This is a genomic window from Wolbachia endosymbiont of Drosophila tsacasi (assembly GCF_028982115.1).
In the GTDB taxonomy this organism is placed as follows: Bacteria; Pseudomonadota; Alphaproteobacteria; order Rickettsiales; family Anaplasmataceae; genus Wolbachia; species Wolbachia pipientis_B.
Map to the genome: position 1 here is coordinate 66,013 of NZ_JAPQLJ010000054.1, position 21,465 is coordinate 87,477.

20 protein-coding genes, 1 tRNA gene and 1 pseudogene are annotated in these 21,465 nt (G+C 35.6%); 14 read left to right on the top strand and 8 right to left on the bottom strand.

Annotated elements, in window-relative coordinates:
* Positions 1–39 precede the first annotated feature (39 nt).
* A complete protein-coding gene (gene lysS / locus OZD70_RS05650; protein WP_275021448.1) occupies positions 40–1,704 on the top strand; it encodes a lysine--tRNA ligase in 1,665 nt (554 codons plus the stop codon).
* Positions 1,705–1,737: 33 nt separating this feature from the next.
* On the opposite strand, the gene OZD70_RS05655 is transcribed toward lysS, so the two are convergent.
* Together OZD70_RS05655 and OZD70_RS05660 are read right to left on the bottom strand one after the other, a co-directional pair.
* A complete protein-coding gene (locus OZD70_RS05655; protein WP_182184000.1) occupies positions 1,738–2,334 on the bottom strand; it encodes an RDD family protein in 597 nt (198 codons plus the stop codon).
* Positions 2,335–2,356: 22 nt separating this feature from the next.
* Positions 2,357–2,439, bottom strand: a tRNA-Leu gene (locus OZD70_RS05660).
* Positions 2,440–2,553: 114 nt separating this feature from the next.
* Here OZD70_RS05660 and OZD70_RS05665 point away from each other — a divergent pair.
* The 3 genes from OZD70_RS05665 (at position 2,554) to OZD70_RS05675 (ending at position 5,258) form a co-directional block, all read left to right on the top strand.
* A complete protein-coding gene (locus OZD70_RS05665) occupies positions 2,554–4,005 on the top strand; it encodes a replicative DNA helicase (protein WP_275021450.1) in 1,452 nt (483 codons plus the stop codon).
* A gap of 121 nt (positions 4,006–4,126) precedes the next feature.
* Positions 4,127–5,035 carry a hypothetical protein gene (locus OZD70_RS05670; RefSeq protein WP_275021455.1) on the top strand — a complete coding sequence of 303 codons (909 nt, stop codon included), beginning with the start codon at positions 4,127–4,129 and terminating at the stop codon, positions 5,033–5,035.
* Positions 5,013–5,258, top strand: coding sequence for a hypothetical protein (locus OZD70_RS05675; RefSeq protein ID WP_275021469.1), 246 nt, complete (start codon positions 5,013–5,015; stop codon positions 5,256–5,258). Before OZD70_RS05670 ends, OZD70_RS05675 begins: the two co-directional genes overlap by 23 nt.
* Here the strand turns inward: OZD70_RS05675 and metG are convergent.
* The 3 genes from metG to ubiG all read right to left on the bottom strand — a co-directional run bounded on the left by metG (position 5,232) and on the right by ubiG (position 8,771).
* Positions 5,232–6,827: a methionine--tRNA ligase gene (gene metG / locus OZD70_RS05680; RefSeq protein WP_275021471.1), complete on the bottom strand. Its 1,596-nt coding sequence runs from the start codon at positions 6,825–6,827 to the stop codon at positions 5,232–5,234. The genes OZD70_RS05675 and metG overlap by 27 nt on opposite strands.
* 490 nt (positions 6,828–7,317) lie before the next feature.
* A complete protein-coding gene (locus tag OZD70_RS05685; RefSeq protein WP_275021472.1) occupies positions 7,318–7,527 on the bottom strand; it encodes a hypothetical protein in 210 nt (69 codons plus the stop codon).
* A 74-nt stretch (positions 7,528–7,601) separates the two neighbouring features.
* Positions 7,602–8,771: a bifunctional 2-polyprenyl-6-hydroxyphenol methylase/3-demethylubiquinol 3-O-methyltransferase UbiG gene (gene ubiG, locus OZD70_RS05690; protein ID WP_275021474.1), complete on the bottom strand. Its 1,170-nt coding sequence runs from the start codon at positions 8,769–8,771 to the stop codon at positions 7,602–7,604.
* A 175-nt stretch (positions 8,772–8,946) separates the two neighbouring features.
* Here ubiG and dnaG point away from each other — a divergent pair, with 175 nt between their 5' ends.
* The 3 genes from dnaG to OZD70_RS05705 all read left to right on the top strand — a co-directional run bounded on the left by dnaG (position 8,947) and on the right by OZD70_RS05705 (position 13,301).
* Positions 8,947–10,689, top strand: a complete 1,743-nt coding sequence (dnaG, locus tag OZD70_RS05695) for a DNA primase (RefSeq protein WP_275021476.1) — start codon at positions 8,947–8,949, stop codon at positions 10,687–10,689.
* Between the two features lie 237 nt (positions 10,690–10,926).
* Positions 10,927–12,009 (top strand): Fic family protein, encoded by a 1,083-nt coding sequence (locus OZD70_RS05700; protein ID WP_275021479.1) that lies wholly within the window; start codon positions 10,927–10,929, stop codon positions 12,007–12,009.
* A gap of 209 nt (positions 12,010–12,218) precedes the next feature.
* A complete protein-coding gene (locus OZD70_RS05705; protein ID WP_275021481.1) occupies positions 12,219–13,301 on the top strand; it encodes an efflux RND transporter periplasmic adaptor subunit in 1,083 nt (360 codons plus the stop codon).
* 23 nt (positions 13,302–13,324) lie between these two features.
* Here the strand turns inward: OZD70_RS05705 and grxD are convergent, their stop codons facing one another.
* From grxD to OZD70_RS05720, 3 genes are all read right to left on the bottom strand, one after another.
* Complete coding sequence (grxD, locus tag OZD70_RS05710; protein WP_275021482.1) at positions 13,325–13,690, bottom strand: Grx4 family monothiol glutaredoxin; 366 nt, start codon at positions 13,688–13,690, stop codon at positions 13,325–13,327.
* A gap of 15 nt (positions 13,691–13,705) precedes the next feature.
* Positions 13,706–13,924 (bottom strand): BolA/IbaG family iron-sulfur metabolism protein, encoded by a 219-nt coding sequence (locus tag OZD70_RS05715; protein ID WP_275021484.1) that lies wholly within the window; start codon positions 13,922–13,924, stop codon positions 13,706–13,708.
* Between the two features lie 78 nt (positions 13,925–14,002).
* Positions 14,003–15,325, bottom strand: coding sequence for a malic enzyme-like NAD(P)-binding protein (locus OZD70_RS05720; RefSeq protein ID WP_275021487.1), 1,323 nt, complete (start codon positions 15,323–15,325; stop codon positions 14,003–14,005).
* A 126-nt stretch (positions 15,326–15,451) separates the two neighbouring features.
* On the opposite strand from OZD70_RS05720, the gene pgsA reads away from it, so the two are divergent.
* The 7 genes and pseudogenes from pgsA (at position 15,452) to OZD70_RS05765 (ending at position 21,286) form a co-directional block, all read left to right on the top strand.
* Positions 15,452–15,994, top strand: coding sequence for a CDP-diacylglycerol--glycerol-3-phosphate 3-phosphatidyltransferase (pgsA, locus tag OZD70_RS05725; protein ID WP_182183979.1), 543 nt, complete (start codon positions 15,452–15,454; stop codon positions 15,992–15,994).
* Positions 15,995–16,094: 100 nt separating this feature from the next.
* A pseudogene (locus tag OZD70_RS05730) lies at positions 16,095–17,067 on the top strand (hypothetical protein).
* 62 nt (positions 17,068–17,129) lie between these two features.
* The gene (locus tag OZD70_RS05740) at positions 17,130–17,837 is read left to right on the top strand and encodes an outer membrane protein assembly factor BamD (RefSeq protein WP_275021494.1); all 708 of its coding nucleotides are present in this window, start codon (positions 17,130–17,132) and stop codon (positions 17,835–17,837) included.
* Between the two features lie 59 nt (positions 17,838–17,896).
* Complete coding sequence (locus OZD70_RS05745) at positions 17,897–18,637, top strand: YebC/PmpR family DNA-binding transcriptional regulator (protein ID WP_275021497.1); 741 nt, start codon at positions 17,897–17,899, stop codon at positions 18,635–18,637.
* Entirely contained in the window at positions 18,634–19,692 is a 1,059-nt protein-coding gene (locus OZD70_RS05755) for a M23 family metallopeptidase (protein ID WP_410543797.1), read from the top strand. Before OZD70_RS05745 ends, OZD70_RS05755 begins: the two co-directional genes overlap by 4 nt.
* A gap of 7 nt (positions 19,693–19,699) precedes the next feature.
* The gene (locus OZD70_RS05760) at positions 19,700–20,545 is read left to right on the top strand and encodes an SPFH domain-containing protein (RefSeq protein WP_275021511.1); all 846 of its coding nucleotides are present in this window, start codon (positions 19,700–19,702) and stop codon (positions 20,543–20,545) included.
* A gap of 39 nt (positions 20,546–20,584) precedes the next feature.
* Positions 20,585–21,286: a thiamine diphosphokinase gene (locus OZD70_RS05765; protein ID WP_182183973.1), complete on the top strand. Its 702-nt coding sequence runs from the start codon at positions 20,585–20,587 to the stop codon at positions 21,284–21,286.
* The last annotated feature ends 179 nt before the right edge of the window (positions 21,287–21,465 follow it).

Below are 21,465 nucleotides of genomic sequence, written 5' to 3' on the forward strand. Positions count from 1 at the left end.
GTAGCACTTTAAGTTAAGATACATTATTTAACCCAGATAATGACAAGTTGGCCATTTCAAGAAGCAGAAAAAATATTGCAAGAGTTTCCTAATAAAAAAGAAATAATATTTGAAACTGGTTATGGACCCTCTGGTTTACCCCACATAGGAACCTTTGGAGAGGTTTTCCGCACTACAGTTGTTGTAAATGCATTAAAAAAAATAGCTCCTGGTATAAAAACCAAAATCATTGCAGTTTCAGATGATATGGATGGTTTGCGAAAAATACCAGATAATGTGCCAAATCAAGAGATGCTAAGGGAGCACTTAAATAAACCATTGACTATGATACCCGATCCATTTGGCACTCATGAGAGTTATGGTCATCACATGAATTCGTTGTTGTGTAAATTTCTTGATTTGTTTGAATTTGAATACGAATTTAGGAGTGCAACAGAGTGTTATAAATCTGGCGTTTACGATGAAAAACTTTTACTCCTGCTGAAAGATTATGATAAAGTGATGGACGTAATGCTTCCATCATTTCGGAAAGAAAGGCAGCAGACTTACAGTCCATTCTTGCCGGTATGCCCAAAAACTTCCCAAGTTTTACAAGTTCCAGTAATTGAAACAAATACAGATAAAGGAACAATCACGTATGAAGACCCAAACGGGGAAAAAATAGAAGTTCCAGTGAAAAAAGGAAAATGTAAACTGCAATGGAAACCTGATTGGGGAATGAGGTGGGCCGCATTTGGAGTAAATTATGAAGCTCACGGAAAAGATTTAACTCCATCTGCTGTGCTTTCAAGTCAAATATGTGAAATACTTGGAAAAAAGCCACCACTTCTGTTTTGCTACGAGCTTTTCCTTGATAAAGGAGGAAAGAAAATATCAAAATCAAGAGGAAATGGCATTTCAATTGAAGAGTGGTTAACTTACGCACCAACAGAGAGCTTAGCATTGTACATTTTTCAGAGCCCTAAAAAAGCTAAACGTTTATATTTTGATGTGATACCAAAATCAACTGATGAGTATCTAGAGTTTGTTAAGCGTTATAATGAGAACAACGGGGAAAACACAAATAGTAAATTTAATACAGAACCTGGTTATGATGAGAAATTTTTAGGAGAAGCGCAGGTGAGCACCGCAGAATACTCGAATGTATTTGAGGAGCGCAAGCAAGCTTTAACGACAAAATTGCCATCAGAAGCAAACCCTGCCTGGCATATCCACCAGGGCAATGTTCCCAATATAGAAACTTCAGGCATAAATTTCTCACTACTTTTAAACCTAGCAGCGGCTTGTAATGCTGAAAACAAAGAGATCCTATGGGGTTTTATATCCTCTTATGCACCGAACGTCACACCAGAAAATAATAAAATGCTTGATAGACTTTCAGACTTTGCAGTAAAGTATTACCACGATTTTATCAAACCAACAAAATCATATAAAACTCCAAATGCAAAAGAGAGAGAAGCGTTACTAGATTTGAAGGACACTTTACATTCTCTATCTACAACTGTTACTGCTGAAGAAATTCAATCTCAGATATTTTCTATTGGAAAAAAATATGATTATACCAACTTACGTGACTGGTTTCAGCTATTATATGAAATGTTACTTGGCCAAAAAACCGGTCCAAGAATGGGATCTTTCATAAAGCTTTATGGAATAGATAATACGATTTCTCTCATAGAAAGCGCTACTAAATGTATACTTTAGAGTTTACCTTCTTTCATTTGAGCTCTTTAGTTTTTAGCTCTGCCTTCTAAGGCTTTTACTCGTGACAACCACTGTGCCTGCGATCTTGTCGTGCCAAGTTTGACAGCGTTTGTTGAAATTTGACCATAAAAAGCCCAAGAATAATGGTGCAGCTGACAATATAAAGGAAAAAAATCTCTTTGTTGCTTGTCTCAAAGTTATCTTTTCAAAAGTTTGTGCATTTACAACTCTGAGCCCAAGTAGTAGTTTTCCGGGTGTAGCAGTAAACCTTACCCACATATATGTTACATAGCAAAAGAGCATAATGAATTGGACTATTTGATTTAGGATTTGTAATTTTATAAGTCTACTCTGCGTTGTCTTTTCTTCTGCAGACAGTGGCGCTTGCATTTGGTATTTTGCAGCAATTTGACTTAATATTTTGCTATCCTCTGAGTTCATAAAGAGCTGATTTAAGGCTTGGCTGCAAAACTGCAAGAACAAAACGATAATAATCAAATCAAGCAATACTGATATATAGCGCCTAAGTCCTGTTACATAACATATCCCATTTTCATCTTTCTTTACCTTTTGAATAACATTTATAGAAGAAAAAATAGAAAATAGACGATTAAAAAATTTATGTAACATATATACTTTCCAATATTTAACGTGCCCCTGGCCGGACTTGAACCAGCATGCTTTTGCAAGCAACAGATTTTGAGTCTGCCGTGTCTACCATTCCACCACAGGGGCATTAAGTTTTAATGCTATAGGCAACAAGGAATTAGTCAAAATTTTTTGCCTTTACATCTTTCAAATGAGGACTAAATATTCTACAATAATCAACAGTTATTCTCAAAACTTAAAATGAATGAATTAGCTAGTCTCCTCAGTTCAAGAAGTGTAGATAAGGAAATATGTAAATTACCGCATAATTTAGAAGCCGAGCAAATGCTTATTGGCGCAATGATTCGTGATAATAGAATCTGTGATGCAGTTGAAGATACAATCACGGCAGAGAATTTCTATGATCCATTACATCAGAGTATCTTTACGCAAATATCCAAAACCAGGAAACACGGTATAGTTGCCAATGAACTAAGCCTCAAAATGTTTTTTGAGAACGACCAAGCGTTTACCGAGTGTGGTGGGATAGAGTACTTAACAAAGCTTGCAGCAAAGGCAAGTATTGCACTTGATATCTATAGTTTGACTAGAATAATCCGTGATACTTACTTAAGGAGATGTTTAATTAAGCTCGGGCAAGAAATAGTTGGTGATAGCTACAACTACGATATTGAAAATCCTGCACAGGCGCAAATTGAACAAGCAATGACAAAATTATTCAACTTAGCAGTAAAAAAACAAGGTGAGAAAACATATATAAAACTTGCAAGTTCAATTAAAGACGTAGTTGAGAAGATCAGCATACTGAAAAACAATCCAGAAGCGCTGGGCGTTACAACCGGACTTCAAGATCTAAATCAGCTTCTTGGTGGCCTACAAAAATCTGATTTATTAATTTTAGCTGCAAGGCCTTCTATGGGTAAAACAGCACTGGCGCTAAACATCGCACTTAATGCTTGTAAAATGTTGCAAAAAAGAGCAGATAAACAACACTATGTAGCGTTTTTCTCACTTGAAATGTCAGCAGAACAATTAACCGCAAGGCTGATCACTATAGATTCAGGGATTAGTTATTATAAGGCATTAACCGGGAGAATTAGCGATTTTGAATTGCACGAATTCATCAATGCTAGTACAGAATTATCTGAACTGCCTTTCATCATAGATGACACCCCTGCGCTATCAATTAGTGCCCTTCGCACCAGAATACGCTTGTTGTATCAATTATATAATGTAGAAGTGGTATTCATTGATTATTTGCAGCTAATCAGAGGAACAACAAAAAGAAGTAATGAAAATAGAGTACAAGAAATCTCGGAAGTGACGCAGGGTTTGAAAGCAATTGCAAAAGAGCTGAATATTCCCATTGTTGCACTATCTCAGCTCTCTCGTTCTGTTGAGCAGAGGGATGATAAAAAACCACAACTTTCTGATTTACGTGATTCAGGAAGCATAGAGCAAGACGCAGATATAGTGATGTTCCTCTATAGAGAAGAATACTATGAATTAAGAAAGCAGCCAAATGAAGGAAGCAATAAACATCGGGAATGGCAAGAGAAAATGGAAAAAATTAGAAACATTGCAGAGCTCGTTATTGCAAAGCAGAGAAATGGGCCAATTGGCAGTGTGAAGCTATATTTTGACTCTAACAGAGGTGCATTTAAAGATTACACGGAAAGGCATAGTTTGTAGCTTGGCAGCAATCTTTTTGTTCCCAATTTCGTTGGTTATTTTTTTATGTGAAGGTAGCTTGACAATTTCTTAAAAATCCTTTTATAACGGTATTATATTTTATAATACATAAGGAATAATCATGATAAGTAAAGGCAATGTACCCTATTATATGGCTGGAACTCTGGCTGCTTTCACTTTATTAGCATCTGGAGTGTTTGCTGCAGCTCCTTATGTTGGTTTCTTAGCTCCAGTTGCAGCATTAAGTATTGGCCTGCCATTTATTATTGGTTGTGCTGTACTCTCTGCTGTAGCCATTGCACTTTCAGCTGTAGCAATTAGCAAAAACAATACTATTTCTCAACAAGGAAAGCTTGAAAGTTGTATAGCTCAAAGGAAGCAGGAAGAAGAAAATGCAAGGGCAGGGTTGAAGGCTAAGGGTTTACTTCCTAACGCTTCATATAAAAGTGTTGAAAGTTGTGTAGCTCAAAGGAAGCAGGAAGAAGAAAATGCAAGGGCAGGGTTGAAGGCCAAGGGTTTACTTCCTAACGCTTCATATAAAAGTGTTGAAAGTTGTGTAGCTCAAAGGAAGCGGGAAGTAGAAAATGCAAGGGCAGGGTTGAAGGCTAAGGGTGTACTTCCTAACGTTCCATATAAAAATGTTGAGGCTTTTAGCCCAAAAAGTCAGCCAACTAAAGAAGGAAATGGTCAAAGCTGGGCTGCATGGGCTTGGCAAAACAAGTCTAAGATAGGAGTAGGAGCAGTAGGAGGAGTAGCATGGTTAGCATATGTTGCTGCAAATGGTGGACTTGGTGTTGCTGACAGCTCGTCTAGTATAGTAAGCAATCCTGTTGATAGCACAGAAAGTGGTGGATTTTGTGTTGCTGACAGCTCGTCTAGTATAGCAAGCAATCTTGTTGATAGCACAGAAGATGGTACCTCATTATATGCACTAGCCTCAACTATAATAAGCATTATCTTTATAAGTTATGGGCTTGATGTGGATTTCACAGGACCTATAAGAGATCATGGATGGGGATATTATCACTAATCTGTTTTCTGGAAAAGGTAATAGTGCTGAGAGTAGTAAAACTGTTGGATCTAATCAAATGAATATACCAGCAAAAGAGGCTACATGTCTTGATAGTACATCTTTCCCTAGAGTAGATAATGGTATAAACACATTAAAACAACCAGATACTCTTGTTGATTCTGTTAAGTTGAAAAAACTAACAGAAGATCACCCTTCAATCTATAGTGCTGCTAAGCATTAACTTTTGAAAAACCGGCGTAGGTTTAGGCAATGTTATGCCTGAACTTACGCATGCGTCGCACAGAGATTTTAAATCTCGTTGTTCTTTTGAAATTTGCAATTGATCAAGTATCATTTCTGCTGACTTGGGAACAATTGGCTGCAATAAAATGCCTATTATTCTTATATATTCCAGTAATTTGTAGATTACTAAATTCATGCGTTCTCTATCAGTTTTGCTTAATATCCAGGGTGCACTTTTGTCTATATAAGCATTGGCTTCAGAAGAGATGTTGATAATTAGAAGTATAATCTGGTTGAACTCATACTTTGATAGATGATTCATCACCTGATCGAGTATAGCTTTGCAACCTGGAAGACTTTCTTCATCTTTAAGTAGGCTTTGATCGATTGTTGGTACAATTCCAGAACATTGCTTGTGTAAAAATGAAATTGTTCTTTGTACTAAATTGCCTATATTGTTTGCAAGTTCTGAGTTTATGCGGCTGATCATGTCTTTCTTACTGAAATTTCCATCTTGGCCAAAACTTGCTTCCCGAAGGAGAAAATAGCGTAGTTGATCAACACCAAACTCTTGAGCGAGGCCAATTGGATCTATGACATTACCAAGGGACTTGGATATTTTTTCTCCTTCGTTTAGCCACCAACCATGAACTGCAATTTGTTTTGGCAGTGGCAAATCTGCTGAAAGGAGAATTGCTGGCCAATATACGGCATGAAAACGCAATATGTCTTTACCAATTACATGAACATTGAAGGAGTTATCAGCTGATGTCATTCCAGCGCGTGACGCTGGAATCTGCGTTTTGGATTCTGCCCAAAATCTTTTATATTCCTCACCCTCGGTACTAGGGAAACCTATTGATGTAAGATAATTGGTTAATGCATCTATCCAGACATAGATTACGTGTTTGTCATTACCTGGTACTTTTATTCCCCAGTTAAAACTAGTGCGAGAGATTGAAAGGTCAGTGAGTCCCGATTTTACAAACGACATCACTTCATTTTTTCTGCTCTCAGGAAAGATAAAATTTGGTTGACCTTCATATAGCTCAAGTAATTTGTTTTGCCAGTTTGATAAGCGAAAAAAGTAGCTCTCTTCTTTTATCCACTGAACTTCTGCGCCTGTTGGTGCTTTGCCATCTATCAGCTCTGACTCCTGATAAAATGCTTCATCACGCACTGAATACCAACCCGAATAGGAATCCAAATATATTTGTCCTCTCTCTTCAAGTCTATTCCATAAAGCTATAACTGCTTTTTTGTGACGTTCCTCCGTAGTGCGAATAAAATCGTCATACTCAAAATTCATGAACTTAGCCAATTCTTTAAATGAAACGCTCACTTCATCTGTAAATTCTTTTGGCTGCATTTCCTTTGCTTTAGCTGCTTTTTCGATTTTTTGTCCATGTTCATCTGTACCGGTAGTAAATTTGACTTTTTTTCCAGCTAGTTTCATGAACCTTGCCACCACATCACAGATGAGAGAAGTATATGCATGCCCGATATGCGGCTTATCGTTTATGTAATATATTGGCGTGGTGATGTAAAAGTTCTCGAATTGTTCCATTATGCAGTGCTTAAAGCTTTATCGTATCTGTGCTAGTAATAAAAATCAATGTGTAGTACACTATGTATAACTATACAAACGTTTGTTTTAGAAAGCAATCCGTACAGCAGATGGTGTCATCCAAGTAGCTGACAACATAGAAACGAAAAAACTTACTTGACAAGCCTCGCCAGCCCCCTTATTATGAAACTGAAGGTATTCAGTTATCTTCATCTGTGCAGATTAAACAGCAAGAAAACAACGTAATTGGCGTCTTATTTTTAATTTTTTGCACTATGTGCACCTTATGTCTTCACAATATTTCTAGGTTTTTACCTACACAAGCTGAAACGCGCTTATAAGTCGTTTAAGACAGTATAGTACACCAATTTGCAGGATTAGAGAGTGACAACTAGCTAACACGGGATTTCTTTTGCCTTTTTTTTCATTTGGTAAATTTCTTAATGTTTATAGCTAAACGACAACCGTCATCCCGCAGCGGGATCTCTTGTTAGCGGATGAGATACCGCGAATGAATCGCGGTATGACGTAGGGCTACAGGTGTCATTCCAGTGCTTGGCACTGGAATCCAGCCTTTATTATGCAGCCACTTGTTGAAATTACGTCTTCTGGGTCCCAGTGTCAAGCACTGGGATGACAGGAAGAGAAGGCTACTTGGATGACACCGTCTTGGATGGAAACCAGTGTCAGCTACTTTCATGACACCATTCTTTTTTCTGGATCCAAGTAGTCAAGCTACTCGGATGACAAGAAGAGGGTGATATTAGAACCGTCTCAAACTACAATGTTTCCACAAAGTATATAATTAACACCCACACCTTTAGTTAGATTCCACTCACGCTTTATTACGTTGTACTCCATGCCAGCCATGTTTTGCAGCGTTACATTATTTTCTCTTAAGTGATTTGCAATTTCTGACGGCTTGAGAAATTTATTCCAGTTATGCGTACCTTTTGGCAGCCAATTTAATATGTACTCTGCACCAATTATTGCAAGGCAGAAGGATTTGATAGTTCTATTTATTGTGGATATAAAGATTAACCCCTCCGGTTTTAGCAGCTCTATTGCTTTCTTCATGAAAAGCTCTAAATTATCCACATGTTCAACTACTTCCATCAACAGAACCACGTCGTACTTCTTGTCATTGCTTAGCTCTTCAATGCTGGTGTGCATATATTCTACATTAAGCCCTACTTTTTTCGCATGTGACTGTGCCACTTTGATGTTTTCTTCACATACATCTATTCCTATAACGTTAATGCCAACGCGTGCCATTGACTCTGACAAAATGCCACCACCGCATCCAACATCAAGCAATGATAATTCTTTTAAATCGCATTTTTTTAACTCTTTTATTTTCTTAATAATGTAAGATACTCTAATAGGATTCATCATGTGCAATGGCTTAAATTTGCCATTCTCATTCCACCATTCACCTGCCATTTTAGCGAATTTTGATATTTCATCTTCGTTATAAGTTTTTGTTTTTTTTTTCTTAGAGGTTATATTGCTGAGTTTATTAAGGCGTTTTTTATGTCTGCTTTCTTTTGAAAATTCTGTTTCGAGGAATTGTTTGACTATGTCTTTTGCTAATCCACTCGCAGTAAATCCTGCACCAAGACACAGTACATTTGCGTTGCCATGCTCGCGAGCTAATTTTGCGATCTCAACACTGTTACATAAAGCAGCGTAGATTCCTTCAAAACGATTTGCCACGGTACTCATGCCCAAACCTGTACCACAAATTAATATCCCATAATTTGCTTTTTTGCTTGTTATATCTTCTACAACTTTAACAGCGTAATCTGGGTAATCTACACACTTTTGCTTAGCAGTGCAACCTTGATCTATCGCTGTGTAACCCAGGGTTTCCAAGTAGGATTTTATTTCTGATTTTAATTCATAACCAGCATGATCTGAGGCAATTGATATTATATCTGACATATAAAAAATTGATCTTGCATAACTTAAGGATATTTATATGGGTAATTTATTTTGATCTTTCTGTCAAGCCGTTTTAATACTCCTGATCTTTCGGGAGTCCTAAAGCTTGAAATAAATTTCGAGTCAGATGTGTATAAATTCTATATAATTTTTATCCTACTACTAATTCAATAAGATGGATCACATAGATATTATAAAATCAAAATTATTATTATCTGACATAGTAGGTAAAAAAGTCAGGCTAATAAAAAGAGGAAATAGTTTTGTTGGGCTCTGTCCATTTCACAACGAAAAAACTCCATCTTTTTCGGTGAGCAATACTAAGGGGTTATATTACTGTTTTGGTTGCTTGGCTAGTGGTGATGCATTTGAATTTATTTCACAAACTGAAGGACTAAGCTTTAAAGAAGCATTGGAAAGATTAGCATCGGTTACAGGTGTTGAACTGCCCAAAAGTCTTAGTATTACAAAAGGGGACAATAAACTATTTTTAGCGCTTGATTTAGCTGCAAATTGGTTTGCACAAAAAAATCAGGGCGTTGTAGATTATTTAAAGCAGCGCAAGATTTTACCTGAAATCATAGATAAATTTAAGATAGGTTATGCACCAAGCTCTGGTTTGAAAGAGTATTTAAACTCTTCAGGTATTGAAGACAAAATTTTAATTGATATTGGATTAGTAAACAAAAATTTTCATGATTATTTTTATGACCGGCTGATATTTCCTATACAGAGCATTACAGGAAGAGTTATTGGTTTTGGCGGACGTGCGCTGAGTTCTGAGCAACAGCCGAAATATTTAAATAGCCCAGAGAGTCAGCTCTTCAAGAAGAGGGAGAATTTATACGGATTAAACTTTGCTTTAAGCGAAATACGTAAAAAACAGCACATATTTGTTGTTGAAGGATATATGGACGCTATAGCGCTACATCAAGCGGGAATTAGTAATGCAGTTGCTCCGCTTGGTACCGCAATTTCTGCAGAACAGATAAAAAATCTATGGAGATTTGCTAAAGAAATCTCCATCTGTATGGATGGAGATAGTGCTGGACGTCATGCTGCTACCCGAGTTGCAGAACTTGCTCTGCCAATATTAGAGCCTGGGTATACATTGAAGTTTGTGACTTTACCGAGTAATAAAGATCCATACGATATATGTAACGAACTGGCATACAAGAAAGAAGACGTGTTGACTGCTCTTGACCATTCAACAAAACTGCATTCTGAATATTTATGGCATCACATAATCGATAGCAACTTGCAAAATTATGAAAAACTTGCTCCGGAAAAATATTCAATTCTTGAGCACAAGTTCATGGAATATGTAAATGCTATTAGCAACAGCAGTATTAGAAGGTATTACAGAGATTATTTTTATAATAAGGCCAGTGAACTGAGAAGAAGCTTTAAAAAGCTGATTTTTAATAGCAAAGCAACAAAAGGTGAGTATTTTCATAACAAATCTCCAGAGCTAATTGAGGCAGAGCAAAATCAGGCTATAATTCTACGTATAGTAATAGAATTTCCAGAGATCTTACACCATCCTATATTTTTTGAGCAATTTTCTCATTTTGAATTTACTAATGAGATGAAAAGATTACAACAGCGTATAATTGATGTAATAAGTAACAAAAGCAAACTTGGTAAAGAGGCTTTGTTACAAGAATTGAAACAGTTTGACGTTATAAAGTATGTATTTGAAAAAACTAGTGTACTAAACAGTCAATTAAGCGAGAGAAAGTCTGCAGAAATTGTGTGGAATAATATAGTGTTACTAAAAGAATTAAATGCATTACGAAAAGAAAGAACCGAAGCGAGGCTGAGCGGTAATCTTGACTTAGAAGAAAGGTTGATAGAACAAATAGAGCAAATAGAAAGTAGTATACAAGAAATGCAAATGGAGTTTATTGAAAAGTAGATATCGTCTCGTTAGTCAACAAGAAAATTACAAAATAAGACAATATTTTACATAAGATTGAAATTTTTAACTAATTAAGCCTTCCTCCAACAGCTTTGCCCTGTAGTTTTTGATATGGTTAGGATCACTTGAAAATATATAATTTTTGTAGTTAGCTCTGCTATGCATATAAAGCTTACTATTGACTTTTATCACATTATCTCACATTATATCACATAATATGCATGTGAGAAGAATATGAACTGGAAGAATCTTCGTCTTAGTACACGTCTCAACCTAGAAGGGCCTGTAATTGAGCAAGTGTACGAGTTAATTACTGCAGTTGATAGTGTTAAAAATAGCTGGCAGATAACGAAAAAACTACTACCACAAACAATTGAAAGATTAACTCATTCAGTTATTGTTACATCTTCTGGCGCTTCTAACCGTATTGAAGGAAATCGTCTAACCGATAAAGAAGTTGAGGATCTATATAAAAACCTACGTGTCAAAAAATTTAAAAATAGAGATGAGCAAGAAATTGCTGGCTACTTAGAAATGCTTAAACTAATATTTCATGATTATACGGATATTCCAATTAGTGAGTCATCAATATTGCACATTAACAACCAGATGCTACTTTATAGTGAAAAAGATTTGTATCATAGAGGAAAATACAAAGCAAGTTCTAATAGAGTTGAGGCAAAAGATCAGAATGGAAAAGTTGTTGGTATAATTTTTGATCCCACACCACCTTACCTTGTTAGAAAGGAAGTACAAGAGCTTATTGACTGGTATCACTGGTCCTTAAATAATAAATTTAAGCATCCTCTTATTATTGTTGCTAACTTTGTTTTTGAGTATCTGGCAATACACCCTTTTCAAGATGGGAATGGCAGAACTAGTAGATTGATGACTAATTTAATGCTGTTGCAGCAGGGTTATGATTTTGTATCTATTGTATCACATGAAAAGATAATTGAAACTAACAAACTTGATTACTATTTAGCGCTTAATAAAACACAAAGTAGCTGGAAAAGTGGCAAAGAAGATATTTCCCCATGGTTAATATCTTTTCTTAATGTGCTCAAAACGCAAGCAAATGAGACACATTATATTCTTGAGAGGGAGAATACTGAATATTTATTATCAAGAAAACAATTATTCTTCTGGGAGTGGGCACTTAGCCTTGCAGATAAAGAATTTAGTAGAAAAGATGCTATAGAAGCTCTAGGGTTTCCTCCAAGAACAGTAGAGGCAATTACAAAGAAACTGCTAGGGATGAAATACTTACAGCGTCTTGGAGAAGGCAAAGCCACTAGATATAAAGTTATTATTTAAAAGTTTTAGTATGTTTTTCGAGATTTTTTTAAATCCAGTTTTATGCACAACTTTATTTGCAATTTTACATTTTTATTCGATTAAAAATTGCATTTTTGCAATAAAAAACTTACTTATTGTAGGAAAATCTTGTGTTTGTTCTCATATAAAATTATTTATGGAGTGACAATGATGCATGTATTATACTTATATTTTTGATTCGAAAATTTATGCAGTTGTTTCTAACAAAATTAGTTAACAAATTCTATTGTTTAAAGATGAGAAATAAAGTAATCATCATTTCCAGTATTGCTTTTATTCTACTGTTTTTTAGCAGCAGTGCATTTTTAAAAAAAGATCAGGCGGTTCATAGTGATAATGCAACTAGTAGCTTTTCAGTAAAAACTCAAGAATGTGCGCCGCAAAACCGCACTATATATTTAAATTTTTCTGGTACAGTAAATCCCTTACATAGGGCTAGCCTTGTCTCAAAAATAAGTGGTAAGATTATTGCTATTTATTTACCTGATGGTGAAAAGGTAAAAAGAGATGATGTAGTATTAAAGATAGAAGATTATGACAGGATTGAACAAGCTCAGAAAGCCAAAGCTTTATTAAAGCAGCGTGAAATTGAGTATGATTCCTCTCACAAACTGAATAAAAAAGGCTATGGAGCACAAATACAAGTAGAAGCAGCTTTTACTGCGTTACAAAGTGCAAAAGCTGACCTAAAAAGGCTAGAATTGGATTTAGAAAATACTGCAGTTACATCTCCTATAGATGGTTATATTGATAAAATCAATGCAAACGAAGGGGATTTTGTTAATGCTGGGCAAAAAATAGCTGACGTGGTTAATTTCGATCAAATTCTTGTAGTGTTATATATTTCGGAAAATGAAGTAAATAAAATAGAGCTAGGCAGCACAGCTCAAATTAATTTGCTGGACGGAAAAGAATTGGCAGGTGAAGTAAGTTTTATTAGTAAAATTGCTGAGCCTAAAACTGGATCTTATAGGGTAGAAGTGAAGGTAACTAATAATAAAATGATATCCTTGCAGGGACTAACTGCCAACGTAAGGCTACCTTCAGGTGAAAGATTTACATATAAAGTTCCTTCTTCAGCCCTGAGCTTAAGTGACGAGGGTGCTCTTGGAATAAAGATTGTTGACGACAATAATCATGTAATATTTGTACCAATAGAAATTGTTGATCATGAGAGCGATGGGGTTTGGATAGTAGCAAATGACGAAGGTAAACCCATAAAGTTAATAGTATTGGGCCACCTATTTGTTAAGCCTGGTGATAAGGTTTAAGACATAAGATCCTTTTTCATAGCTTATACTACGTTATCCAGCGTCTGGGCACTGGTTTCTTGGTACTTATTCCGCAATAATTTTTTTTCCTTCAATAAATTTTGCAATTCGCCTTTTTCGTACATCTCGCGAGTGATGTCGCAACCACCGATAAACTCTTCCTTTATATATAATTGTGGAATTGTTGGCCAATCAGAAAACTTTTTTATAGATTCACGTATTTCATCATTCTCCAACACGTTAATATACTTAAACTTCACGTTCAATTTTTTTAGGATTGACACGACGAGTCCAGAGAATCCGCATTGAGGAAAATCAGAAGTGCCTTTCATGTATAACACCACATCATTTTCCGCTATATCTTTTTTTATTTGTTCAAAACTGCTCATAAATTTACCTTATTTTTAAGTATTAGTTTCCAGTTGCAAGGCGTGTATAGACTGACCTTCCAGAGCTTTATATACCATTTTATGCTGTTCTATTTTTGTCTTTCCAAGAAAGCACTTGGAGGTTATTTTTAAATGATAATGATCATCATCTCCAGCAAGGTCATGAACCTTTATATCAGCGTCAGGGAACGATTGTTTGATGACCCTTTCTAATTCGTGAATTGCAATAGTCATTGACTTGCTTTAAATTACAATACTTTCATTATAAATCTAAAACGACTGGGTGCAATTGAATTATTGATTATATGGTTACTAATATTGTGAAGACAGTAGATTCAGTGTATTAAGAACACCAGCAAGACGAGATTTTAATTGATTTTTATATTTACTCCAATCTTGTATTGCCTTTCTTGCGACACCTGAATCAACTGCGGCTTTTGCAACAGCAGGAGATACTATAGAAATTAATCTTGGGTCAAACGGAGTCGGTATTATGTATTCATGGCCGTAGCTCATTTTACGACTGCCATAGGCTGCAGATATCTCGTCAGACACTGGCTCACGGGCAAGCTTTGCTATTGCATCTGCAGCTGCAATTTTCATCTCATTATTTATTGTTGTTGCATGTACATCAAGCGCTCCTCTGAATATATAAGGAAATCCCATTACGTTGTTGACTTGATTGTTGTAATCTGACCTGCCAGTTGCGATTATTGCATCTGGCCTCACAGATTTTGCAAACTCAGGCCTTACTTCTGGATCGGGGTTGGCGAGAGCGAAAATAATCGGGTCTTTGCCCATACTCTTTAACATCTCTTCATTTAACACATCTTTTGCAGATAATCCGATGAATACATCAGCGCCTTTTATTGTATCAAGTAGAAAACGTTCGGAAGTATCAATTGCATATTTTTCCTTCCACTCATTCATGTCCTCGTTTCTACCTTTGTATATTACTCCTTGCTTATCACACAGCACTATATTTTTAGCGCCCATGGACTTTAGTATTTCTAAACATGCAATACCGGCTGCTCCAGCACCATTCATAATGATCTTAACGTACTCTAATTTCTTTCCGACAATATCAAGAGCATTTTCTATACCAGCTGCAACAACCACTGCAGTTCCATGCTGGTCATCATGGAACACTGGAATATCCATCAGTTCATTCAGACGTTTCTCTATTATAAAACAATCGGGAGATCTTATATCCTCTAAATTTATCCCCCCCCAACTTGGCCCAAGGTACCTTACTGCATTGATAAAATCTTCTATATTTTCTGTACCAACTTCTATATCAACTGCATCAATATCAGCAAAACGCTTAAATAAAACAGCTTTGCCTTCCATAACGGGTTTTGAAGCAAGAGGCCCGATATTACCAAGCCCAAGCACTGCAGTGCCATTTGAAATGACAGCTACAAAATTGCTTTTTGCCGTATAATCATAAACAACCTCAGAATTTTTAGCTATTTCAAGGCACGGAGCTGCAACGCCAGGAGAATAAGCAAGTGACAAATCATACTGGGTAGATAAAGGTTTTGTTGGCATGATTGAAATTTTACCAGGGTTACCACCTCTACTGTGATACTTAAGTGCCTCTTGTCTTGTGGTATTATCTAAATCATCGTTCATTCTTATATTTTAAGCTTGTAATTTTTAAGTATATGGAGTTTTTATAAATGTTCAATTGTAAACTATTAGCTTGTGAACTCTGTTATACTTCTGTATAAGTTTACCTATTACGTAAGATGATATTACATGCTTAAGAAAAACGTGCCTAATTTGCTTACAATTTCTCGTGCACTTGCAATACCAGCAATAATATTAAGTTTTTATATAGAAAATAAATATGCAGGCCTGATAACAATATCAATCTTTGTGTTTGCATGCATTACGGATTTTTTTGATGGTTACTTGGCGCGTGCGTGGAAAGTCCAATCAAAGTTTGGCAAGCTATTTGATCCAATTGCTGATAAATTAATAGTGGTTTCAACGATAATTATGCTAGTTTATAAGCAGAAGATAAATGATTTTACAATAGTACCATCGATTATCATCATCTGTAGGGAAATATTAGTTCCGGGTTTACGGGAGTTCCTTATAGCTATAAATGTTAGTCTACCTGTAAGCAAAGCTGGAAAAATTAAAACATTTTTGCAGATGGTTGCTGTAGTAGCGCTAATAATGCACGATTATGATATGATTCAATATATAGGTGTGATTTGTTTATGGGTTGCAGCTATTATAACTATGTGGTCAGGCTATAATTATGTTCTAGCCGGCATCAAACAGATTGACTGAATTTCTTGAGAAACAGTTAATATATAAAAGTGGTTAATATTTTCATAATATTGACTGAATAGTTAAAATCCTGTATAATGTATTAGTTAATAGGATTTATATGACTAATAACCTTAATGAAGATTTTTTTCGAGATTTTTGGCTAACAGTTGATGAAGAAGCTAAAAAAGAAAGGCTAGAACAAGAGTCATTAACACTAAAAGAAGAAGCGGAAAAAAAGAAGAAACTCGAACAGGAGTTATTAATGCTAAAAGTAGGAGAAGCAGAAAAAAAGAAGAAGCTAGAACAAGAGCTATTAACACTAAAAAAAAGAGAGCTACATAGAAAATATGTATCATTGGCGACAATGATTCCATTTGCATTGTTGATGGCAATTGAACTGGAAAAAACATGTAGCGATCAGGTATTACTCGGCCTTATAAGCAGCGCATTAGGTCATACTATATTACCCTTTACAACTTTATATCTTATTTGCACGCTATATTTAATTTATAATAATAGAAAAATAGCACAAAAAGAACGAGAGTTGGAGAATATTGAAAATGGGGAAATAATAGAAAAAGAAAGGAGAGACATTCCTTATACAGTTGATGATTACTTTAACTATGCTGATGCTGCTTTAGTTACATTAGTTATTGTGGCTAGCATAGTAAGTCAAGCGTTAGAGCAAGGAATAATAGGAGATGTAGCTTTTTCGCTTTCTAGTCTATTTTACTTTGTAGCAAGCGCTATTTTTTGCTATCGTGAGTACAAAAAAAGCAAGGCTTTGATGAGAAATCTGAAAAAAAGACAAGCAATATGTCTGCAGCTAAGTTAATGCTTGCTGGTTCTTCTATATTATTAATAAGAAGGATAATGTTAATAGCACTATCATCATCTTTACATCCTGCTGTTGGGCCTACTTTAGGCTTGGTAGGTATGATCTTTTAATAGCAGGAAGTGTACTAATTGCACGTCCTTATAGTAGAAAGCTAGAGAATATAGAAGTGAGCGGAAAAGGTGTTTCAATAGGTGCTGGTGTGGGTAATATAGGAGATGGCGGCTCAAACACAGAAGGGCCGGCTATTGCCTAGTAGAAATTTATTTATTTAAGTAATATTTAGGTCTATACTTTATTTTGATCGAAAAAAATCTTATGTATAAGACTTTAATCGCGTGCTTTATTTTTCTAATTTGCTCCTTTACACAATCGTATGCGAATGATCTTGAAAAAACTGAAACTGAACTATATGAAGAAGCAGTTGAACTTTTTGACCAGAAAAAATATAAACAAGCTATTAGGGCATTTCAAAAGATAGAAGATTTGTACCCTTTCTCTTATTGGGCAAGGAAAGCAAAATTATTATCTGGTATGTCTCATTATAACATGGGTAACTATAGCAGTGCTGCAAGTGATATGGATGATTATATATATGTTTATTCAAATGGTGAAGATTTACCATATGTATACTACTTAAGAGTATTATCTTATTACATGCAAATTAATAAAGTGCAACTTGGACAGCAAACTGCATATAAAACTTTAGAGCTAGCTACAGAGTACATTAATCTCTTTTCAGGCAGCGAATATGTAAACGAGATGAAGGAAAAAGCAAAGCTAATCACAGAGCATATATCAACAAAAGAGTATTCTATCGGTAAATTTTACCTGAGGCGTGGTGAATATTTAGCAGCAATTAAGCGTTTCCAGAATATAGCAAGCTATAAGGATTCTAAATATTTTTCTAAGTCTATTAACTATTTAATAGCAGCTCATTCAGCTCTTGGCCTTGACTTAGAAGCTGAACAGTATGAAAGTATGTTATTAGCAGAAAACCTGCAAGATGCCAAGCCGGAGGCTTGAAAATTTGCTTTAGTTTTTTCTATGCTTTGATATATAATTAGGTTTTTAACTATTTGAATATGGCTGGTCATTCACAATTTTCAAATATAAAACATCGGAAAGGCGCTCAGGATGCAAAGCGCTCTCAAAAATTTACGAAGCTGATTAGAGAAATAACAGTTGCTGCAAAGCAAGGGCTGCCCGATCCCGAACTCAACCCGCGCCTTCGCTCTGCTATATTTGCTGCACGCAAGGAAAATCTACCAAAAGATAAAATAGAAACAGCAATAAAAAATGCAACTGGTAATGTTGCTGGAAAAAATTACGAAGAAATCCAATATGAAGGTCATGGGCCTTCTGGCACTGCACTTATTGTCCATGCCTTGACTAACAACCGCAACCGTACTGCTTCTGAGGTGCGTTATATCTTTTCTCGTAAAGGTGGAAACTTAGGAGAAACAGGAAGTGTTAGTTACCTTTTCGATCATGTAGGCTTAATCGTCTATAAAGCAGAGGGTGTGAATTTTGATGATTTATTTAATTATGGGATCAAGTTAGAAGTATTGAATGTTGAGGAAAATGACAAAGAAGGATTACACGTTATAACTTGTGAAATAAAAGATTTTTGTAAAGTACGCGATGCCTTTTATGCAAAATTCGGAGAACCAGAACTTGCTCGTCTTTCGTGGCAACCAAAGGATCTAGTTGAAATTAGCAATAAAGAGTTGATCGATAAATTATCCACATTGGTTGAAGAATTAGAAGATAATGATGATGTACAGTATGTTGAAGGTAATTTTACTTTTGTTGATAAGCTATGAGGCTAGTAATATTTGTATTGCTTTGTATTTTACCAGCATATGCTACTGAAACATCAACAGATCTTGCAGTGTCGTTCCAGTGTGTAGGGTGTCATCCCAGTGCCCAGACACTGGGATCCAGAAAAATTGATTGCAAACAGCGCACTATACAACATTTTCGATCAGAAAGCTGGATTCCAGCGTCAAGCGCTGGAATGACAGGAGAGAATTTTGAGGTGACAGAAAGCAACCATGATAGAAGATTATTATTCATATCCAGCACCATAAAATCTTCTTTTTTTGCCACGGGAATTGAGCAAGGGTTGGGGCCAAATACAGTGGTAAAATTGATCAACATATATAAAGATTTTGGTGTTGATTTTAAAAAAGACATTGTGCCGAAGAGTAAATTGGAGGTTCTTTTTGAGAGATCGCTCGGTAATCAGAAGACTGAAGAAAAGATTTTATATGCTTCACTGACAATAAACAAGAAAGCTATTAGTTTATATCATTATAAATCGCAAGACGGCGAAGAAAAGTATTTTAATAAAGAAGGAATAAGCTTAAAAAATGACGAAATTTTTGCAAATCCTTTGAATGGAGATTATCGTATATCCTCGAAATTTGGTAATAGAAAGCATCCTGTTCGCGGTAAAATTGCTTTTCACAAAGGAGTGGACTATGCAGCTAAGCTTGGCACTTCCATATACGCTGCTGCAGAGGGTGTGGTAGAATATATAGGAAAGAATGGTGGCTATGGAAATTATATCAAAATAAAACACAAAAATGAATATTCAACCTGTTATGCGCATATAAGTAGATTTAGTGGCGATATAAAGTTAGGCTCTAAAGTAAAGCAGGGGCAGGTCATCGCCTATGTTGGTAGCACTGGTGTTGCAACAGGCCCTCATTTACATTACGAAGTTATATATAACGGCAAACACATCGATCCGCTTACGATAGCGCATAAAACTGAAGTAAAATTGCCTGATCATGAATTAAGAGAGTTTAAACTATTTGTAAATAAGATAAATAAAACGATCAACAGAGAGGGTTCAAGTGAAAAAGAAGTTTAAAGACAATATGGATAAGAATACGATAAACGATAGGAATTTAAGTCAACTCCGGTTTTTTCCTGTACTAATAGCGCTAGGATTAATTTTATCGCTGCTTTTTTTGGCATATGACAGCACAATTGCGCTTGGAGTTGCTGCTGTTTCAATTTTGACTTTTCTTCAAGGATTTTTTATTAATGACCCTAATGAAGCAAGAGTGATAGAGTTTTTTGGTCATTATATTGGAACTTATTTTAAGTCTGGAATATGTATAACGCTTCCCTTTTCAAGCAAATATATAGTTTTCCTAAAATTTCAGAATATTAACACAGAAAAAATAAAAGTGAATGATGCAAATGGAAGTCCAATAGAGATTTCTACAGTAATTGTTTGGAGAGTGAGCAGTCCTGCAAAGGCGTATTATAATGTTAACAACTATCACGAATTTGTTTTTGTACAAAGTGACTCGGTAATTAGAGAATTGGCGAACAATTATCCGTATGATAGCGAAAGCGATGAGGAATCTTTACGTAAAAATTCTGATAAAATTTCAGATGAATTGCGGTCAATGTTACAACAAAGATTAGATATTGCAGGAATTGAGATTACAGAAGCAAGAATATCGCATTTGGCGTATTCGTCCGAGATTGCACAAGCAATGTTAAGGCGTCAACAAGCACATGCTATCACTTCGGCAAGAAGGCATATAGTGCAAAATGCAATAGGAATTGTCGAAGAAGTAATAGCTCATTTTGAAAAAAACAAAAGCTTACAATTAGATGGCAAGCAAAAGGTTCAATTGATAAATAATTTGTTGGTTGCCCTAATCTCTGAGCAAGATGCACAACCAACGATTAGTTTGGATAATAATTAGTATAACTGCTAATATCGGTTATTCAAAAATGTTATTACGATGCAAAAGCTGCGTGAAGCATTTCATAATCATGTACTACATTGTGGCATACAACAACAATATCGTTCTATTGTTGTGCTAAATGGGGAAATACCTGATTCATCATTTTTTAAACGAGATATACCTATTATTGCTGTAGATGGAGGAGCAAACAAGCTTCTATCAATTGGTGTACAACCTGATCTTGTAATAGGAGATTTGGATAGCGTAAATCTGGATTTACGTGCTAATTTGAATACGATATATCTACCTGATCAAGATTATTGCGACTTTTCTAAAGCAATGGCTCACTTAAAGACAGTAAAGTTATTGCCATCAATAGTAACGGGTATTACTGGAGGAGCAATTGATCATATACTACAAAATATTAACGTTTTTCTAAGTACAGGTAGTATCTTTTACACACCTTCACCTCCCATGGTAGGTTACACTTTACAAAAAGGTATTGCCCATTTTTTTTCTTTGCCAAAAAATACTAAAATATCTTTACTTGGTATACCGAGAGCTCAAATATCAACAAAAGGGTTAAAATGGGAACTGCATCTTAGCAACCTTGCTTTTCCAGGAAAGAATTCTTGCTTTAATCGAAGTTTAGGCAATAAGTTATCTATAGAAGTACACAGTGGTATATGTCTAGCAATGGTATATTTAGAAGCAGTAGATGATGCTGCAAGACATCATGTGCGTCAAGTTAAGAAGTAAATAGACTTCTTGCATAACCCAAACTAAGTAGAAAAAAGGTATCATCCAAGTAGCTGACACTGGTTTCTTTATGACGTGTCATTCCAGTTTCAGCTACTTGAATGACAGCAGTCCTATGTCATACCGCCGCGGTATCTCTTAGCCGCTAACACGTAGCGGTATGATGATTCTTCAAATCG

What these genes read in the sequence shown, in the direction of transcription:
- lysS (WP_275021448.1), top strand. Translation starts at nt 40, where the DNA reads ATGACAAGTTGGCCATTTCAAGAAGCAGAAAAAATATTGCAAGAGTTT.
- OZD70_RS05655 (WP_182184000.1), bottom strand. Translation starts at nt 2,334, where the DNA reads ATGTTACATAAATTTTTTAATCGTCTATTTTCTATTTTTTCTTCTATA.
- OZD70_RS05665 (WP_275021450.1), top strand. Translation starts at nt 2,554, where the DNA reads ATGAATGAATTAGCTAGTCTCCTCAGTTCAAGAAGTGTAGATAAGGAA.
- OZD70_RS05670 (WP_275021455.1), top strand. Translation starts at nt 4,127, where the DNA reads ATGATAAGTAAAGGCAATGTACCCTATTATATGGCTGGAACTCTGGCT.
- OZD70_RS05675 (WP_275021469.1), top strand. Translation starts at nt 5,013, where the DNA reads ATGGATGGGGATATTATCACTAATCTGTTTTCTGGAAAAGGTAATAGT.
- metG (WP_275021471.1), bottom strand. Translation starts at nt 6,827, where the DNA reads ATGGAACAATTCGAGAACTTTTACATCACCACGCCAATATATTACATA.
- OZD70_RS05685 (WP_275021472.1), bottom strand. Translation starts at nt 7,527, where the DNA reads ATGAAAGTAGCTGACACTGGTTTCCATCCAAGACGGTGTCATCCAAGT.
- ubiG (WP_275021474.1), bottom strand. Translation starts at nt 8,771, where the DNA reads ATGTCAGATATAATATCAATTGCCTCAGATCATGCTGGTTATGAATTA.
- dnaG (WP_275021476.1), top strand. Translation starts at nt 8,947, where the DNA reads ATGGATCACATAGATATTATAAAATCAAAATTATTATTATCTGACATA.
- OZD70_RS05700 (WP_275021479.1), top strand. Translation starts at nt 10,927, where the DNA reads ATGAACTGGAAGAATCTTCGTCTTAGTACACGTCTCAACCTAGAAGGG.
- OZD70_RS05705 (WP_275021481.1), top strand. Translation starts at nt 12,219, where the DNA reads ATGCAGTTGTTTCTAACAAAATTAGTTAACAAATTCTATTGTTTAAAG.
- grxD (WP_275021482.1), bottom strand. Translation starts at nt 13,690, where the DNA reads ATGAGCAGTTTTGAACAAATAAAAAAAGATATAGCGGAAAATGATGTG.
- OZD70_RS05715 (WP_275021484.1), bottom strand. Translation starts at nt 13,924, where the DNA reads ATGACTATTGCAATTCACGAATTAGAAAGGGTCATCAAACAATCGTTC.
- OZD70_RS05720 (WP_275021487.1), bottom strand. Translation starts at nt 15,325, where the DNA reads ATGAACGATGATTTAGATAATACCACAAGACAAGAGGCACTTAAGTAT.
- pgsA (WP_182183979.1), top strand. Translation starts at nt 15,452, where the DNA reads ATGCTTAAGAAAAACGTGCCTAATTTGCTTACAATTTCTCGTGCACTT.
- OZD70_RS05740 (WP_275021494.1), top strand. Translation starts at nt 17,130, where the DNA reads ATGTATAAGACTTTAATCGCGTGCTTTATTTTTCTAATTTGCTCCTTT.
- OZD70_RS05745 (WP_275021497.1), top strand. Translation starts at nt 17,897, where the DNA reads ATGGCTGGTCATTCACAATTTTCAAATATAAAACATCGGAAAGGCGCT.
- OZD70_RS05755 (WP_410543797.1), top strand. Translation starts at nt 18,634, where the DNA reads ATGAGGCTAGTAATATTTGTATTGCTTTGTATTTTACCAGCATATGCT.
- OZD70_RS05760 (WP_275021511.1), top strand. Translation starts at nt 19,700, where the DNA reads ATGGATAAGAATACGATAAACGATAGGAATTTAAGTCAACTCCGGTTT.
- OZD70_RS05765 (WP_182183973.1), top strand. Translation starts at nt 20,585, where the DNA reads ATGCAAAAGCTGCGTGAAGCATTTCATAATCATGTACTACATTGTGGC.